Raw genomic sequence first — 15,430 nt, 5'->3', positions numbered from 1 at the left:
GAATCGACTCCGTTGGCTGAGCCTATCCAGAAGTCCGCCACACGCGGCGCCAATCGTGCACCCAACGGCCCGCCGAAGGCTCAGCGCACCGCTGACAGAACGGGTTCGCGAACCGCCGATTTCGGGGTGGCGGCGAGGGTTTTGTTCAGATCGGTGCGCAATGTGGTGGCGGAGTCGAGCAGGTAGTTCTGGCGGATCTTCCACGGGTGGCGGTCGCCCTGGTGCGGGAAGTCGCCGATCGAGCGCTGGATGTAACCGGCGGCGAGTTCGAGCAGCGGTTGTTCGTTGAGTTCGCCGTCGGGCTCGGGGACGACGGCGGCGTAACCGCGGCGGTCCATGTGGTTGAGGATCTTGCAGACCAGGCGGGAGCTGAGGTCGGCGCGCAACGTCCAGGAGGCGTTGGTGTAGCCGACGCAGACGGCGAAGTTGGGCAGACCGGTGAGCATCGCACCCTGCCAGATGAATTGGTCGGACAGCGCGACCGGTGCGCCGTCGACGCGCGGGCTGATGCCGCCGAAGGGCAGCATTTGCAGGCCGGTGGCGGTGACGACGATGTCGGCCTGCAGGATTCGGCCGGACTTCAGCCGAATGCCTTCCGGCACAAAGGTATCGATGTGGTCGGTGACGACCTCGGCCTGGCCCTTCTTCATCGCCCGGAAGAAGTCGGCGTCGGGCACAGCGCACAGGCGCTGGTCCCACGGGTTGTAGGTGGGCGTGAAGTGTTCGGCAACCAGCTTCTCGTCCTTGAGGATTCGAGTGGTGAGGGCGGTGAGCAGTTTGCGCGCGGCGGCCGGGCGGTGACGGCAGTACTGGTAGAAGCCGATGGTGAACAGGATGTTCTTGGTGCGGATCAAACGGTGCGCCAGGTTCGGCGGCAGCAGCTCGCGGATCTTGTCCGCCCGCTTGTCGCGCCCGGGGACCGCGCTGATCCAGGTCGGGCTGCGCTGCAACATGGTCACCAGCTCGGCTTCCTTGGCCATCGAAGGCACGAGGGTGACCGCGGTGGCACCGCTACCGATCACGACAACGCGCTTACCGGTGTAGTCGAGATCCTCGGGCCAGAACTGCGGATGCACCACCTGACCGGAAAACGAAGAGAGACCTGGGAATTCGGGCGTGTAGCCGTGGTCGTAGTTGTAGTAGCCCGCACACGCGTACAGGAAGCCACAGGTCAGCTCGCGCCGCGAGGTGTTGCCCGCCGCGTCGCGCTCTTCCAAAGTCAGTGTCCAGCGGGCGGTTTCGCTCGACCAGTCGGCACCGACCACCTTGGTCTGGTAGCGGATGTGCCGGTCTATGCCGAACTCGGCAGCGGTTTCGTTGATATACCGCCGAATCGACGGCCCGTCGGCGATCGATTTGGCCTCGCGCCACGGCTTGAACGGGTAACCGAGGGTGAACATGTCGGAGTCCGAGCGGATGCCGGGATAGCGGAACAGATCCCAGGTGCCGCCCATCGCGGCGCGGGCCTCGAGAATGGCGTAGGTCTTGCCGCGGCACTCGGTCTGCAACCGGTAGGCGGCGCCGATACCGGACAGTCCCGCGCCGACGATCACGACATCGAGGTGTTCGGGGGCTACGACAGTCTCGTTCATGGCTCCAGTCTGCGACCGGATCGACCGGCATTCTTGACTTTGCACGACAAGTATTTGACTCTGGACGACATGACGGTGATCCGATCGGCGGGACTGCGCGGCTTCCGCGCCACGGTGGCCGAACTGGGCGGCGATGCCGAGCAGTTCGCCGCCGCCTGCGGCCTGCCGATCGCCGCGCTCGACACCGACGATCTGCTCGTCCCCGATCAAGCGCTGGCCGCGGTGCTGGAGCTGGCCGCGCAGCGGCTCGACTGCCCCGACCTCGGCCTGCGCATTTCCCGCCGCCAAGACCTCGACATGCTCGGCCCGCTGGCCCTGGCCATCCGCAATTCGCCGTCGCTGACGCACGTCCTGGAATGCTCGGCGCGCTACCTGTTCCTGCATGCCCGCGCGCTCACCCTGACCCCGGAGCCGGACCCGTACGGCGATCGCGGGGTGATCGCGCTGCACTACGGCGTCCAGCCCGGAATGCTGTCGCCGATCCAGGCGACAGATCTCGGACTTGCGTTCGTACACCACACAATTCAGCGTTTGGTCGAGGACCGATACCGGTTGCTTTCGGTCGAGTTGCCGTACCGACCGACCGCACCGATCGCCCGCTACGAGGAGTTCTTCGGCGCACCGGTGCGCACGAACCGGCCGTACGCGGCGCTGCGGGTGCCGCGAAACCTGCCGACGCTACCGCTGAGCGGCGGCGACGAGAACCTGCACCGGCTGGCGATGGCGTTCCTGGCGGAGCAGGCGGGCGGCATCGACGCCTCGGTCGTGCCCAAGGTGCGCGCCACCGTGCAACAGTTACTCGGTACCATCCCACCCGAAATCGGTGCCGTCGCAAGGCTATTGACCGTCCACCCACGTACCCTGCAACGCCGCCTGGCCGCGGAGGGCACCTCGTTCGCCACGATCCTCGACGACGTCCGCCGCGACGAAGCCCGCCGCTACCTCACCACCACCGACATGCCGATGAGCCAGGTCGCCTCCGTCATCGGACTCTCCGAGCAGTCGACCTTCACCCGCTGCTGCCGAAGATGGTGGGGCACAACGCCGACCGCGGTGCGCCGCGAGGGCGCGAACAGTCGAGCGTGACGACTACCGGGAAACGCGCAATCCGTCGAGCGTGACACCGAGCAGTCGTTCGGCCGCCTCCGGCGTCTTCTCACAGGCGATCCCGATGCCGTGCCCCAACCGGAGCATGTCGCGTGGCTCGATATCGGTCCGGATCACGCCCGCGTCCTGGGCGGCTGTCAACAGCTCCCCGGCCGCGTCGTTGATCAAGGTCCGGCACAGGGCGAAGGTCTCGGAGTCGTGGTCGATCAACGCCTTCAGCGTGGTCGTGAGGCTGCGCTTGTCCATCACGAACTTCACCTGCTCGCGCATCCATTGCTCGAATGCTTCTGCGGGTGAATGGGTTTCGAGCAGTTCGTGAGCACGCTGACTCAGCCGTTCGATGCTGTCGCGATACACCGCTTCGATGAGCGCCTCCCGATTCGGGAAGTGCCGGTAGAGCGTTCCGGGCCCGACGGCGGCACGGCGCGCGATGTCATCGAGGGGCATTTCCGGCCCGTCTTCGGCGAACGCCTCGCGCGCGCACTCGACGATCCGCACATAGTTGCGCCGCGCATCGGCCCGCATCGGCCGCGCCGTCGACGGTACGTCCACGAGCCCTCCAGTAGAAACGGATGAAGTCTCCGGTTAGTCTTGCGTAAACGGAGAATCTCTCCATATGATAGCTCTATCGAAAACGGAGACTCTCTCCGTTTAGCTCACGACTCGATGGAGCGCTTCTTGTCCACGAACACCATCTCCGCGGGCACAACGACGTCCGCTGTCAGAACCCGGCCGCTCCGTACCGGCCTCGTGCTGACCACCCTGCTGACCTGCCAGTTGATGATCATCCTCGACATCACCGTGATGAACGTGGCGCTACCGCGCATCCGGACCGACCTGGAATTCAGCGCCACCGGCCTGTCCTGGGTGATGAACGCCTACACCCTCGTCTTCGGCGGACTGCTGCTGCTCGGCGGGCGCGCAGGCGACCTGTTCGGCAGGCGCAACCTGTTCATCGCGGGCACCACCCTGTTCACCCTGGCCTCGCTGGCCGGCGGATTGGCACCGTCGGCGACCTGGCTGCTCATCGCCCGCGTGGTGCAGGGCATCGGCGCGGCCATGGCGGGCCCGAGCACCCTCGCACTGCTGACCACGACATTCACCGAACCCAAGGCCCGGATCCGGGTGCTCGCGCTGTTCTCCGGCATGTCCAGCGCAGGCTTCGCGATCGGCCTCATCCTCGGCGGCCTGCTGACCGAATGGCTGAGTTGGCGGTCCGTGCTGTTCATCAACGTCCCCTTCGGGCTGGTCGTCGTCCTGCTCGCACTGCGGTACCTACCCGATGCGGTGCGCCAGCCCGCCCGCCTCGATCTGCCCGGCGCGGTGACCGCGACCGGCGGTGTCGCCGCGCTGGTCTACGGCTTCATCAGCGCCGCCTCGAACGGCTGGGGCAACGAGACCACCGATATCTCGCTCGCCGCGGGCGTGATCCTGCTGGCGGCGTTCCTGATGATCGAGCTGCGGACGGCACAACCATTGCTGCCGCTGCGACTGTTCACCGACCGCAATCGCGCCGCCGCCTACGCCAACATGTTCCTCGGGCCGATGGCAGGCATGTCGATGTTCTTCTTCCTGACCCAGTATCTCCAGGAAGTGCGCGGATTGAGCGCGCTGGCAACGGGTTTCGCGTTCCTGCCGACCGCGTTGCTGATGTTCACGATGATCCGGCTGATCCCTCGGCTGCTGCCGCGATTCGGGCCCAAGCCGGTGACGCTGATCGGCACGGCGCTGATGGGTTCCGGGTTGGCGTTGCTGACCCAGCTGACGACCGACAGCGGATACTTCCCGCTGCTGTTCGTGGCGATGCTGTTGATGGGACTCGGTATCGGACTGGCGTTTTCGCCGCTGAACGTGATCATCATGTCGAGCGTGCCGCCGAGTGAGGCCGGGGCGGCGGGCGGTGCGCTGCAAACGCTGCAGCAGACCGGCTCCTCGCTCGGCTTGGCCATCCTGGTGACCGTGTTCGGCACGGCGACGCACGGCGCGACGGGATCGGCAGCACAGGTTCTGGTCACCGGCATCACGACGGCATTCGCCGCGGCGGTCGGCATCGCCGTGCTGACCTTCCTCGTCGCGCTCACCTTCCGCAGCAACCGATCGACCACCTGACCCCATCGATGCCGGAAGCCGGAGGTCCAACGCCCACCCGTGGCGCGGGGCCGCCGGCTTTCCGGCATCGGCCACGCCGCGATCTACTGCTCGGTCGAGGCGCGTCGGTGCGGCGCAACGTACACTCCCAGCGTTCGGGAGGTGTTGTTGCAGTTCGTGTTGTTAGGCGAGGTCAGGGCATGGCGCGGGGAGGCAGCGCTGCAGCTCGGACCGCCACAGCGTCGGGCCGTGCTCGCGGCCCTGCTTTTGCGTGCCGGTAGCGCGGTGACGGCGGCCGAACTGGTCGAGGGTATCTGGGGTGAGCAGCCGGTGCCACGCGCGATCGCCGCGCTGCGCACCCATGTCGCCCAGTTGCGCCGGACGTTGGAACCCGATCGGGTCGCGCGCGGTCAGTCGACCGTACTGGTGTCCATCGGGGACGGCTACGCACTGCGAATACCGCCCGGATCGACCGATGTCGCCGAGGTGGAGCGGCTCGTCGCCGCGGCCGGACAGACCCGCGACAGCCACCCCGCCGCGGCCCGGGCGAATCTGGTTGCCGCGCTCGGCAAGTGGCAGGGCACCGCACTGAGCGGGCTGCCCGGTCCGTTCGCGGAGCGGCAGCGCTCGCGGCTGGAGCAGTGGCGGCTGGCCATCCTGGAGGATCGGCTCGCACTGGATATCGAGACCGGCCGCAGCTCCGACGCCGTCGCCGAGCTCGGCGCGTTGATCGAGGAACATCCACTGCGCGAACGGTTTCGGGCGCTGCTGATGACCGCGCTGTACAACTGCGGCCGCCAGTCCGATGCCCTGGACGCCTACGCGCAGGCGCGCCGGGCACTGGTGGACGGTGTCGGCGTCGAGCCGGGACCAGAGCTGACCGTGGTGCACGAGCGGATCCTGCGCGGCGCGATGCCCGTGATCGCCGAACCCCGCGCGTCGGCGGAGCACGCACCCGAACCGGTGCCCGCCCAATTGCCGCCCGACATCGCCGATTTCACCGGCCGTGACCGGCTGGTCGACGACTTGGCGGCGCAGCTGACGGGTGCGGGCAGTGCGGTGGCGATCTCCGCGGTCGGCGGCATGGGCGGCGTCGGCAAGACGACCCTCGCCCTGCACGTCGCGCATCGAGTCCGGGATCGGTTCCCGGACGGGCAGTTATACGCGAACCTGCACGGCGTCGACCCGGTGCCCACTCCCCCGGGCGCGGCGCTCGGCGGCTTCCTGCGCGCCCTCGGCACCGCTGAGGGCGACATTCCGTCCACCGTCGACGATCGCGCCGCAGAACTGCGAACCCGCCTGTCCGGCAAGCGAATACTGATGGTGCTCGACAACGCTCGGGACTACGCGCAGGTGGCGCCGCTGCTTGCCGGGTCGGCGGTGTTGATCACCAGCCGGTCCGCGCTCACCGAGCTGCCCGCGGTCACCCGCACCCGGCTCGACGTGCTCGAGACGGCGGAGGCGATGGCACTGCTCGTCCGCATCCTCGGCGCGGATCGCGTTGTCGCCGAGATGGAGTCGGCGCGCGCGGTGGTCGCGCACTGTGGGCTGCTCCCGCTGGCGGTGCGCATTGTCGGTGCCCGGCTCGCGGTGCGGCCGCAGTGGACGATCGCGTCGTTCGCCGACCGGCTGGCCGACGAGAAGAGCAGGCTGAACGTGCTGAAGACCGGCGAGCTCACGGTCGAGGCGGTGTTCCGGCTCGGCTACGGCCAGCTTTCTGCCGAGCAGGCCAAGGCATTTCGCACACTGGCGCTCGCGGACGTGCCCGATCTGTCCATCGACGCCATCGCGGCGATCCTCGGCATCTGCCCGCCGGACGCGGAGGAGGTGTGCGAATCCCTGGTCGACCTGAGCCTGTTGGAGACCACCGCACCCGGCCGCTACCGATTCCACGACCTGCTACGGCTTTTCGCGCGCGGGGTCGCCGACGAGGACGAATCCGCCGTGCTGGTCCGGGTTCTCGACTACCACCTGGCCAGCGCGAAGAACCTGCTCAGCGCGATCGACTACAGCAATACCACCCGGCTGCTCGTCGAGACCGCTGTGCCGGGCCGCGCGTTCGACAGCGGCTCGGATGGGCAGGCGTGGAACGACATCGAACGCCCGGTCGTCATCGCGCTGCATCAGCAAGCGGCGCGGATCGGCCGGCGCGCGCTCGATGTGGCCGCCGATCTGGCCTGGGTGATGGCCGAGCTGATGGACGCGGGCACCGGCGCGCGCGAGCTGTCGCGCGCGCTGGAGTCGTTGCTGGAGAGCGCAATTGCCGAGGACAACCTGGCCGCCGAACGGCGCATCAGGACCGCGCTCGGCGCGCTGCTCCAGGTCGGGCTCGGCGAGGTCGAGGCGAGTCTGCCGCACCTGCACGCCGTTTCCGGTCCGCCGACCAACGATGTCGACCGCAGGCTGTCGGTGCTCGCGTCGGTGCTGCTCGGCGTCGCGGCGCGGCGGATGGGCGACGCGGACGCCTCCCATCGGCATTTCGAGCACGCCACGCAGCTCACCCGAACACTCGGCGACCGGTCGATGGAGGCCTGGTGCCTGGCCTTGGTCACCCGAACCTACTGCGAGGCAGGGCAATACGACGAGGCGGTGGAGATGGCGCAACGGGCCATCGCGCTCGCGCGGGAGTCGTCCAATCCGGTGGCGCTCGGCTGGGCCACGCACGAGTTGGCCGCCACGTTGTCGATGCGCGGCGAGCACCGGCGCGCGATCGAACTCGGCGCCGAGGCGGTGCGCGCGGCGCAACGCAACGGGGTGCGGCTGTGGGAGGGGTGGGCGCGCACCAGGCTGGCGCAGATCCATCTGCAGGCGGGCAATGTGGCCGAGGCGGAGGAGCACGCGGCCGGTGCGCTGCACCTGCTGACCAAGGCCGCCGACCCGATCGATCGGGCGCGGGCGATGGCGTTACATGCCGCCGCGCTGGCGGCGCGGGGTCGGCCGGTACGCGCCGAGCAGGAATTCCGGGAGTCCGCCGAGATCTTCACCCGCGCGGGACTTTCGCCGCCGACCATCGGTCGACTGTTCGGCACCGGCGCGGAATGACACGGTTCGCCGCCACCGAATAACGAACGTTTATTCGCTTTTTATCGGCCGCTGAACGGTAGCTGGCATCCTGCTTTGTCGATGCGACCATCGCCACTGGTGTGCAGGAGATGGGTCGTGCGGACTCACGACCGCCCGGAACTGGGACCGAGTGGTCGGCCGGGTCCGCGCCGACTCGCGCTCGCGGGGTGCGCGAGGCGTTGCGCGGACCCCGTTCCGGCCGTCAGGGCTCAAACGTCAAGTCGAAGGGCGACCCGAGGAGATCGAGGGCCTCGGGATCGCCGAACACGGCTTCCGAACTGACGTCCGAATCCGCCGGATCGGGGCCGGTCAGCGGCGAAACTCCTTGGGCAACGCGGCGATCCGGCCGTGGTGGCGCTCCTGGAGTTCGCGGGAGCGGCGCAAGAAATCGAGGACGGTGCGTAGTTCATCGGCCGTGTAGCGCGCTACGTCTGTCGCGCCCTCCTCGGCGATGGGACCGTAGATCTGCCACGCCTTCGCGGCGGCCTCGGGCGTGATCCGGACCAGCACCTTGCGCCGATCCCCCGGCTCGGGATGACGGACGACGTAGTCGAGCTTGGCGAGACGATCCAGCATCGTGGTCACACTGCCGCTGGTCAGGCTCAGCGCGGTCGCGAGCGCGCTCGGCGTCGAGTCGCCCGCCAAGAGGATCTCCAGGCAGCGCAGGTCGGTTCGGTTGACGCCGAGGACGGCGGCCGCAGCCGAGTCGACAGAGTCGACGGCAGCCTGCAAAGTCTGCGATTCGCGTCCTACCTGCTCACGAAGCGTCTCCAGATTTTCTCTTGACATTCAAACCTCTTGATAGTCAAACTACTAATGTCTTGATAATCAAGATACATCAGGCAGTAGCGAAGTTTCGGAGGCACACCATGAAGAGGGCGTTGATCATCGGCGGCGGGATCGCCGGGCCGGTCACGGCGATGGCATTGCAGCAGGCAGGCCTGGAGCCGATCGTCTGTGAGGCCTACCAAGAAGCGGCGGCCGAGCAGATCGGCGCGTACCTGACGGTCGCGGTGAACGGACTGTCCGCACTCACGTTGCTGGATGCCGAGCACGTCGTGACGGACACGGGTCATCCGACCGGCACACTGTCGTTCTCGACCAGCGCGGGCAAACACATCGTGGACATGCCGATCGGCGGCACCCTCCCCGACGGCACCACCACGCACAGCATCAAGCGGCGCAACCTGTACCGCGCGTTCAATGCCGAAGCCGCGCAACGCGGCGTGCGCTACGAGTACGGCAAGCGGCTGGTCGACGCGACGCCGACACCCGACGGCGGGGTCAGCGCGCGGTTTGCCGACGGCAGCACGATCGACGCCGACGTGCTCATCGGCGCCGACGGAATCCGTTCCCGAACAAGGGAAATCATCGATCCGACCGCACCGGATGCGCACTACCTCGGCATCTACGGGCTCGGCGGATTCGTCACGAACCGGGCCCTGTACGCCGAACTCGGCCTCCGGCCCGGCGTCTACAGCATGATCTTCGGCAAGAAGGCGTTCTTCGGCTACCTGGTCGCGCCGGACGGCGAGATCTGGTGGTTTGCCAATGTGCCACGGGCGAACGAACTTTCACGCGAGGAGCTCGCCTCCACTACTCCGGCGCAGTGGCGTGACCAGCTCGTCGATCTGCTGTTGGTGGATCACACTCCGGCCGCCCGCATTGTCGGCGCAACACCGGACCACACCTTCGTCCCCGGCTTCAACCAATACGACATGCCCACGGTGCGGACGTGGCACAACGACAACATGGTCATCGTCGGCGATGCCGCGCACGCCGTGGCTTCCTCGTCGGGTCAGGGTGTGTCCATCGCGGTGGAAGACGCCGTGACACTGGCGATCTGCCTACGCGATGCCCCTGACACCGCTGCCGCGTTGGCGGAATACGAGGCTCGCCGCCGCGACCGTGTCGAACGTGTCGTGCGGCACGGTGCGGAGACCAGCGGCGACAAGGCATCCAACGGGTTCGGCAGGTTGCTGGTCCGGCTGCTCACGCCCTATTTCCTGAAGAAGGCCGCCAAAACCGGTGTTGCCCCGTTGAGTTGGATGTACGACTACCGAATCAGCTGGGACGACCGTGCTCAGAGCGCGACGACGAGTTTGCCGGTGGCGCCGCCGGATTCCATGTAGCCGTGGGCTTCCTGGATCTGGTCGAGGGTGAAGACGCGGTCGATGGGGATGGTGATCCGCTCGGCGGCGGCCGCGTCGAGGAAGTCCTGCAGGACGTCGGCGGGCAGATCGCTCGCGTCGCCGCCGTAGGCGGTGAGACGGACGCCCTGCGGGAGGTAGCCGAGGGGATAGAAGTTCTCGACGATCCACTCGTTGGACAGCATGCCGGTGAAGCAGACGACGCCGTGGATCTTCGTGGCGCGCAGGGTATCCGGCAATGTCGGTGTTCCGACGAGTTCGAGGGCGTTGTCGACGCCACCGGGACTGATGCGACGGACCTGGTCGGCGACCTCACCGCTGTCGATCAGTACGTGGTCGACACCGAGTTGCTTCAGCGCATCGGTCTTCGCCGGATTCCGAGTGGTCGCGAAGACGATCATGTCGCGCTGCTTGGCGAGGATCGCGGTGGCCGCGCCGACCGAGGAGGTGCCGCCGCGGATCAGGATCGACTGGCCCGGTTGAACATCGAGCCCGATGGTCAGCGAGCCGTAGGCGGTTTGCAGCATCTCCGGAACGGCACCGAGGGTGGGCCAATCCAGCGCGCTGGTGAACGGAATCACCTGAGCCGCAGGGACACACGTGTATTCGGCGTATCCGCCGTCGAAGGTGCGGCCCATGCCGCCCATCATCGCAACGACCTGCTGGTCGACCTCGAATTCGCCGGTGGGACAGGCCGCGACGATGCCGGTCGCTTCGATGCCGGGCACCCGGGGGAAGGTGACTCCTTCCGCAAGCCCGAGTCGGGTGTGTAGCTCGGACCTGTTGAGGCCGAACGCCTTTACCTGGATGAGCACCTCCCCCGGCCGCGGTGTCGGGACCGGAAGCTCCCGTATCTGCAAGGCCTCCAACGGACCTGGACCGTCCAGCACGACGGCCCGCATAGTGGCGGGAATCGCGGACATTCGATTACTCCTTCTCGAGCTCCGCCGTCGGTGCGGCGGACAGGTTGGCGGTGCGCAGCAGCCGCAGGCTGGCGTCGAGCCGATCCACGGAATCGGTGCCGAGCACCGCGCCGATCCGCTCGGCGAGTTCGGCCTCGACGGTCGCCGTCGCGGCCCGCAACAGGCGTTCGCCGCTGGGCGTCAAGGTGATTCGGGACGAGCGACCGTCGGCGGGGTCGCGCCGCCGTTCCGCGTAGCCCGCGGCCTGCACCCGGTCGACGACCTTGCTGGCCCCGCCCTCGGTGATGGTCATGGCCTCGGCGATATCCCGCACCCGTGCCCCGCCGCGCCGATCGGCGACGCGCATCATCTCGAACCAGGGCAGCGGCATCGCGTGGTCGTCGCGGAGCCGCCGCTCGACGGCGTTCCACAGCAGGATCTCCACCCGCACCAGCTGGTCGAACAGCTCGACCAGGCGCGCTTCCGCCACGAGATACTCCATTCCACGTCATGCTTCAAGACCAGCGAAGGCATGATTAACGTGCACTTCCCGGCATACCGCTTGCCTGTCCTGAGAAAGTCCATTCCATGGAATGGAACGTACCCGAAGACGTCCAGTATTCCCGCTGTCGGTTGAGCGACTAGCGACAGACCGTCCCGCGCTCAGGCACGCGCAGATCCTGCCCATCGGGTTACTGCCGACCGAACTCGGGCAACGCGCGGTGACCAAAGCCTGCGTGACACCGGCCGGTTCCGCGATTTCGGTATCGTCGACCTGGTGACCGGCCTGCGACGAGCTGGAATCTTCTTCGGAGCCCTGCTCGCCCTGGTCCTGCTGATCGGGCTCGCGGGTCTGCCGGTGTACGTCTATCCGCAAACCGATCCGCTGCGCAAGGCCGACGCCATCGTGGTGCTCGGCGGCACCGCCTACGAGCGCTTCGACGTCGGGCTCGACCTCGCCGAGCAGGGATACGCTCCGACGCTGCTGATTTCGCGTTCCACCGGCCTCGACGACCACGAGATGGACAAGTACTGCGCGGGCAAATTCGCCTTCACCGTCAGCTGTTTCGTCCCCGATCCGTGGACCACCGAGGGCGAGGCGCACGAAATCCGGCGGCGGGCAAAGCAATACGGCTGGCACCACATCATCGTGGTGACCTACACCCCGCATGTGTCACGGGCCCGCTACATCGTGTCGAAATGCTTCGACGGGGAGTTGACCATGGTGGCGAGTCCGAGCGCGTCGGGCCTGCGCTTCTGGAGCTGGATGTACATCAGGCAGTCGGCGGGATACCTGCGGGCATTTCTGTCACCGGGATGTTGAGCGGCTAACAGTCAGTCGACCGAACTTCGCTTAGTCTTTCGCCTCATGGACGAAACGACCAGCGAACCCGCAGGCGCGCACCCGCACGAGCCGCACGGCGAGGGGCTGGCGTCCAAACTGAACTGGTTGCGCGCCGGGGTGCTCGGCGCGAACGACGGCATAGTGTCCACGGCAGGCCTGGTCGTCGGCGTAGCGGCGGCCACGACCGATACCAGCACCATCTTCACCGCGGGCATCGCGGGGCTGTCTGCGGGCGCGATCTCGATGGCGGTCGGCGAGTACGTGTCGGTGAGCACCCAGCGCGACTCCGAGCGGGCCCTGCTCGCGAAGGAACAGCGGGAGCTGCGCGACGAGCCGGACTTCGAGCTGGCCGAGTTGGCGGGCATCTACGAGGGCAAGGGCCTGTCCCCGGCGACCGCACGCAAGGTCGCCGAGGAGCTCACCGCGCACGACGCGTTCACCGCGCACGCCGAGGCCGAGCTGGGGCTCAACCCCAACGAACTGACGAATCCGTGGCAGGCGGCGTTCTCCTCGGCGGTGTCGTTCACCCTCGGCGCGCTACTGCCGTTGCTGGCGATCCTGCTGCCCCCGGTTTCGGTTCGGATCCCGATCACCTTCGCCGCCGTGCTGGTCGCGTTGGCCGTCACCGGTTCGGTGAGTGCCCGGCTCGGCGGCAGTGAGCGCGGACGAGCGGTGCTGCGCGTCGTGATCGGCGGGGCGCTGGCCATGGCGGTCACCTACGGCATCGGGCAACTCGCCGACGTCGCCGGGATCTGATCCCGGGACGCGGCGATTCCTGGTTCCGACGGCCCAGCAGGCGACCACCATCACTTGACCGGCCGTGCTTCGAAAGTGGCGTCGAGCCAATCGAATACGCGCTGGTTGGTCAGCAGCATCGCGCCCATGTGGCAGTGTTCGCCCGCCCCTTCGTCGTTGGTACCGACGATGAGTTCCTTCGGGCAGGTGAGCGCGTCGTAGACGCGCTGCGGCTGGCCACGGAAGAACATGTCGTTCTCGGCGTCGAGAACCAGTGTGGCGCAGTCGATCTGGTGTGCGATGCCGTCCAATGTGTACGGCTTGGTCTTGCGGATGTAGTCGGCCGGCGAGGCGGCGCCGAAGGTCCAGGTGCCGTTGCGCATCGCCCACCGAGCCGTTGTGTTGTACGCCATGAGTAGTTCGATGACCGGGAGAGCTTCGGCATCGCGTCCGGATTCGACCCACTCGGCGAGGAATTCGGGCAGCGTGTTCATGTTGGAGGAGTGGTAGCCGAAGAGACCACCATTGAGCACCAGCGCGGCGAGCCGGTGCTCGAAAGCGGCGGCGCGGGCGACCAGGTAGCCGCCGAGGCTGTAGCCGTACAACGCGATTCGCGCCGGGTCCACCTCCGGCAGGCTGATCGCGTAGTCGACCACCGGGGTTATGACAGCCTCCCAGTCGGGCCGGAACGTCAAGCCCTGCTCCCGGATCGCGGCACCCTGGCCGGGTCCGTCGAAGGCGAGCACCTGATAGCCGCGCTCGACCGCGGCGGCGGCCAGGACGAACCAGGCCTCTTCCAGGGTGGAGTCGAAGCCGCTGTTGTAGATCACCGTCGGCCGCGGCTCGCCGGAATCGTCGACGAGATAGAGGTAACCGGGAAGGGTGGTGTCCTGGAAGGGGATCGACACCGAGCGCACCGGGGTGTCGAGCAATTCGGCTGCCTGCGCGAAGGTTTCGCGCGAGTGGCGGGACAGCTCGCGGGCCTCGGGGTCCTCGGTCGGGTTGTCCCGGCGGTAGAACTCGGCGGTGCGGTAGTAGTTCGAGGCGCGCAGTAGTGCGTCGCGGGCGCTGACCGTGCGCCCCTTCGCCAAGCTGTCGGCGCCGATCGCGTGCACCCGCTCGGCGGTAGCCCGCCACTCACGTAGCCACGCCGCCTCGTCGCCGTCCGCGATCCGGCTCGCGGTCACCAGCACCTCGCCCAACTCCGCGCCGCGGTAGCCGGCGAAGCCCGCCGTGCGGAGCGCCTCGAAGTTGAAGGACTCGTCGTCGAACACGAATTTCATGGCACTACCTCGATCTTTACGTCGATACGGTTGCGTTTCGTCGTGCAACAAGAACGGTACGACGACTGACGACGAAACGCAACCGTGTCGTCGTTGTTAGGATGCATGCATGACAGAGGCAGTCCCCGACCGCAAGCGCGTTCCCGCCGGGGCCGCGGTGATGCAGCCGCAGGTCACCAGCGCGATCACCGACGCGGCCTTCACCGAGCTGGCCGAGGTCGGCTACGGCAAGCTGACGATGGAGGGGATCGCGCGGCGCGCGGGCGTCAGCAAGCCGACGCTGTATCGGCGGTGGCCGACCAAGGAGCAGATGGTCCTCGCGCTCGTCGAGCAGGTCGCGGTGGCCGCGGCCGAGGTGCCCGACACCGGGTCGCTACACGGTGATCTGCGGGCGTTTCTCCAAGTAACCGCCGGTGGTTTCAGTCATCCGCTGGCCGCGCGGATCATCCCCGACCTCCTTGCCGAAGGCATCCGCACACGCGCCGTTGCCGACGCGCTACAAACCGTCGGGCACAGCCGCCGCGCGAAGGTCGAGCAGATGCTGCACCGCGGGATCGATCGGGGCGAACTTCCGGCGGACCTCGATCTCGAGCTCGCCCTCGACCTCTGCATCGCCCCGCTGTTCTGGCGGCAGCTGATGGGCGGCGAGCCGAACAGGCCCGATTACCTGGACACCCTGACGAACACGCTGATCGCGGCGTTCCGCGGCTGAGGCGGCCGCGCAGATCAGTGATCCGGTCGGGCAGGACGCGTTGAACGCGTCATGGCCGGTGTCAGCCGAGGGGCTTGGATACCCCTCGGCTGACACCGGCCATCAGGTCAGCGTTTGAACGCGGCCCGTAGTTTGCCCGCGGCGCGTTTCACGTTGCCGCCGACCTGTTCTCGACGTCCCTCGGATTCCAGGCGGCGGTTTCCCACGGCCCGGCCGAGGTATTTCTTCGCATTGCCCCTGGCGGCTTGCACCTGGTGCGCGATCCGGTCTTCGAACTTAGTCATGATCGGCACCTAGTAATACCAGCGCCGACCACCGACCGGGCGGCCGACCGATCCGGCGACCATGAGCACGAGGCCGATGACGAGGATGATGATGCCTGCGGTGGTGAGCAATCCGATTCCGAGCAGCCACCCCGCGATGAGGAGGACAAGTCCGAGAATAATCATGGTC

General features: G+C 67.5%; 15 protein-coding genes. 7 read left to right on the top strand and 8 right to left on the bottom strand.

Features of this window, described 5'->3' with window-relative positions; all coding sequences use genetic code 11:
• Positions 1-80 precede the first annotated feature (80 nt).
• Positions 81-1,592 (bottom strand): flavin-containing monooxygenase, encoded by a 1,512-nt coding sequence (locus ACQPW1_RS08110; protein ID WP_433662105.1) that lies wholly within the window; start codon positions 1,590-1,592, stop codon positions 81-83.
• A gap of 69 nt (positions 1,593-1,661) precedes the next feature.
• Here ACQPW1_RS08110 and ACQPW1_RS08105 point away from each other — a divergent pair, with 69 nt between their 5' ends.
• Entirely contained in the window at positions 1,662-2,678 is a 1,017-nt protein-coding gene (locus tag ACQPW1_RS08105; RefSeq protein ID WP_433662104.1) for an AraC family transcriptional regulator, read from the top strand.
• Between the two features lie 3 nt (positions 2,679-2,681).
• Here the strand turns inward: ACQPW1_RS08105 and ACQPW1_RS08100 are convergent, their stop codons facing one another.
• Complete coding sequence (locus ACQPW1_RS08100; RefSeq protein ID WP_433662103.1) at positions 2,682-3,251, bottom strand: TetR/AcrR family transcriptional regulator; 570 nt, start codon at positions 3,249-3,251, stop codon at positions 2,682-2,684.
• Positions 3,252-3,377: 126 nt separating this feature from the next.
• On the opposite strand from ACQPW1_RS08100, the gene ACQPW1_RS08095 reads away from it, so the two are divergent.
• Together ACQPW1_RS08095 and ACQPW1_RS08090 are read left to right on the top strand one after the other, a co-directional pair.
• Positions 3,378-4,808 carry an MFS transporter gene (locus ACQPW1_RS08095; protein WP_433662102.1) on the top strand — a complete coding sequence of 477 codons (1,431 nt, stop codon included), beginning with the start codon at positions 3,378-3,380 and terminating at the stop codon, positions 4,806-4,808.
• A gap of 141 nt (positions 4,809-4,949) precedes the next feature.
• Positions 4,950-7,829 (top strand): AfsR/SARP family transcriptional regulator, encoded by a 2,880-nt coding sequence (locus ACQPW1_RS08090; protein WP_433662101.1) that lies wholly within the window; start codon positions 4,950-4,952, stop codon positions 7,827-7,829.
• 330 nt (positions 7,830-8,159) lie between these two features.
• Here ACQPW1_RS08090 and ACQPW1_RS08085 read toward each other — a convergent pair whose 3' ends face one another.
• Entirely contained in the window at positions 8,160-8,639 is a 480-nt protein-coding gene (locus tag ACQPW1_RS08085; protein ID WP_433662100.1) for a MarR family winged helix-turn-helix transcriptional regulator, read from the bottom strand.
• An 80-nt stretch (positions 8,640-8,719) separates the two neighbouring features.
• On the opposite strand from ACQPW1_RS08085, the gene ACQPW1_RS08080 reads away from it, so the two are divergent.
• On the top strand, positions 8,720-9,982 hold the full coding sequence (locus tag ACQPW1_RS08080) for an FAD-dependent oxidoreductase (RefSeq protein WP_433662099.1): 1,263 nt from the start codon (positions 8,720-8,722) through the stop codon (positions 9,980-9,982).
• On the opposite strand, the gene ACQPW1_RS08075 is transcribed toward ACQPW1_RS08080, so the two are convergent.
• Together ACQPW1_RS08075 and ACQPW1_RS08070 are read right to left on the bottom strand one after the other, a co-directional pair.
• Positions 9,934-10,923, bottom strand: a complete 990-nt coding sequence (locus tag ACQPW1_RS08075) for a zinc-binding alcohol dehydrogenase family protein (RefSeq protein ID WP_433662098.1) — start codon at positions 10,921-10,923, stop codon at positions 9,934-9,936. The genes ACQPW1_RS08080 and ACQPW1_RS08075 overlap by 49 nt on opposite strands.
• A 4-nt stretch (positions 10,924-10,927) precedes the next feature.
• Positions 10,928-11,392, bottom strand: coding sequence for a MarR family winged helix-turn-helix transcriptional regulator (locus ACQPW1_RS08070; protein WP_433662097.1), 465 nt, complete (start codon positions 11,390-11,392; stop codon positions 10,928-10,930).
• Between the two features lie 288 nt (positions 11,393-11,680).
• On the opposite strand from ACQPW1_RS08070, the gene ACQPW1_RS08065 reads away from it, so the two are divergent.
• Together ACQPW1_RS08065 and ACQPW1_RS08060 are read left to right on the top strand one after the other, a co-directional pair.
• Positions 11,681-12,226, top strand: a complete 546-nt coding sequence (locus tag ACQPW1_RS08065; RefSeq protein WP_433662096.1) for a YdcF family protein — start codon at positions 11,681-11,683, stop codon at positions 12,224-12,226.
• Positions 12,227-12,271: 45 nt separating this feature from the next.
• Positions 12,272-13,003 (top strand): VIT1/CCC1 transporter family protein, encoded by a 732-nt coding sequence (locus tag ACQPW1_RS08060; RefSeq protein WP_433662095.1) that lies wholly within the window; start codon positions 12,272-12,274, stop codon positions 13,001-13,003.
• A 50-nt stretch (positions 13,004-13,053) separates the two neighbouring features.
• Here the strand turns inward: ACQPW1_RS08060 and ACQPW1_RS08055 are convergent, their stop codons facing one another.
• Positions 13,054-14,265 (bottom strand): alpha/beta hydrolase family protein, encoded by a 1,212-nt coding sequence (locus ACQPW1_RS08055; protein ID WP_433662094.1) that lies wholly within the window; start codon positions 14,263-14,265, stop codon positions 13,054-13,056.
• Positions 14,266-14,374: 109 nt separating this feature from the next.
• Between ACQPW1_RS08055 and ACQPW1_RS08050 the strand changes: the two genes are divergently transcribed.
• Complete coding sequence (locus ACQPW1_RS08050) at positions 14,375-14,977, top strand: TetR/AcrR family transcriptional regulator (protein WP_433662093.1); 603 nt, start codon at positions 14,375-14,377, stop codon at positions 14,975-14,977.
• Between the two features lie 107 nt (positions 14,978-15,084).
• On the opposite strand, the gene ACQPW1_RS08045 is transcribed toward ACQPW1_RS08050, so the two are convergent.
• Entirely contained in the window at positions 15,085-15,261 is a 177-nt protein-coding gene (locus ACQPW1_RS08045; RefSeq protein ID WP_433662092.1) for a CsbD family protein, read from the bottom strand.
• A gap of 9 nt (positions 15,262-15,270) precedes the next feature.
• Positions 15,271-15,426 (bottom strand): hypothetical protein, encoded by a 156-nt coding sequence (locus ACQPW1_RS08040; protein WP_396997687.1) that lies wholly within the window; start codon positions 15,424-15,426, stop codon positions 15,271-15,273.
• Positions 15,427-15,430: the final 4 nt, after the last annotated feature.

Source organism: Nocardia sp. CA-128927, assembly GCF_050955855.1.
In the GTDB taxonomy this organism is placed as follows: Bacteria; Actinomycetota; Actinomycetes; order Mycobacteriales; family Mycobacteriaceae; genus Nocardia.
This window is presented reverse-complemented; position numbering and strand designations above follow the sequence as displayed.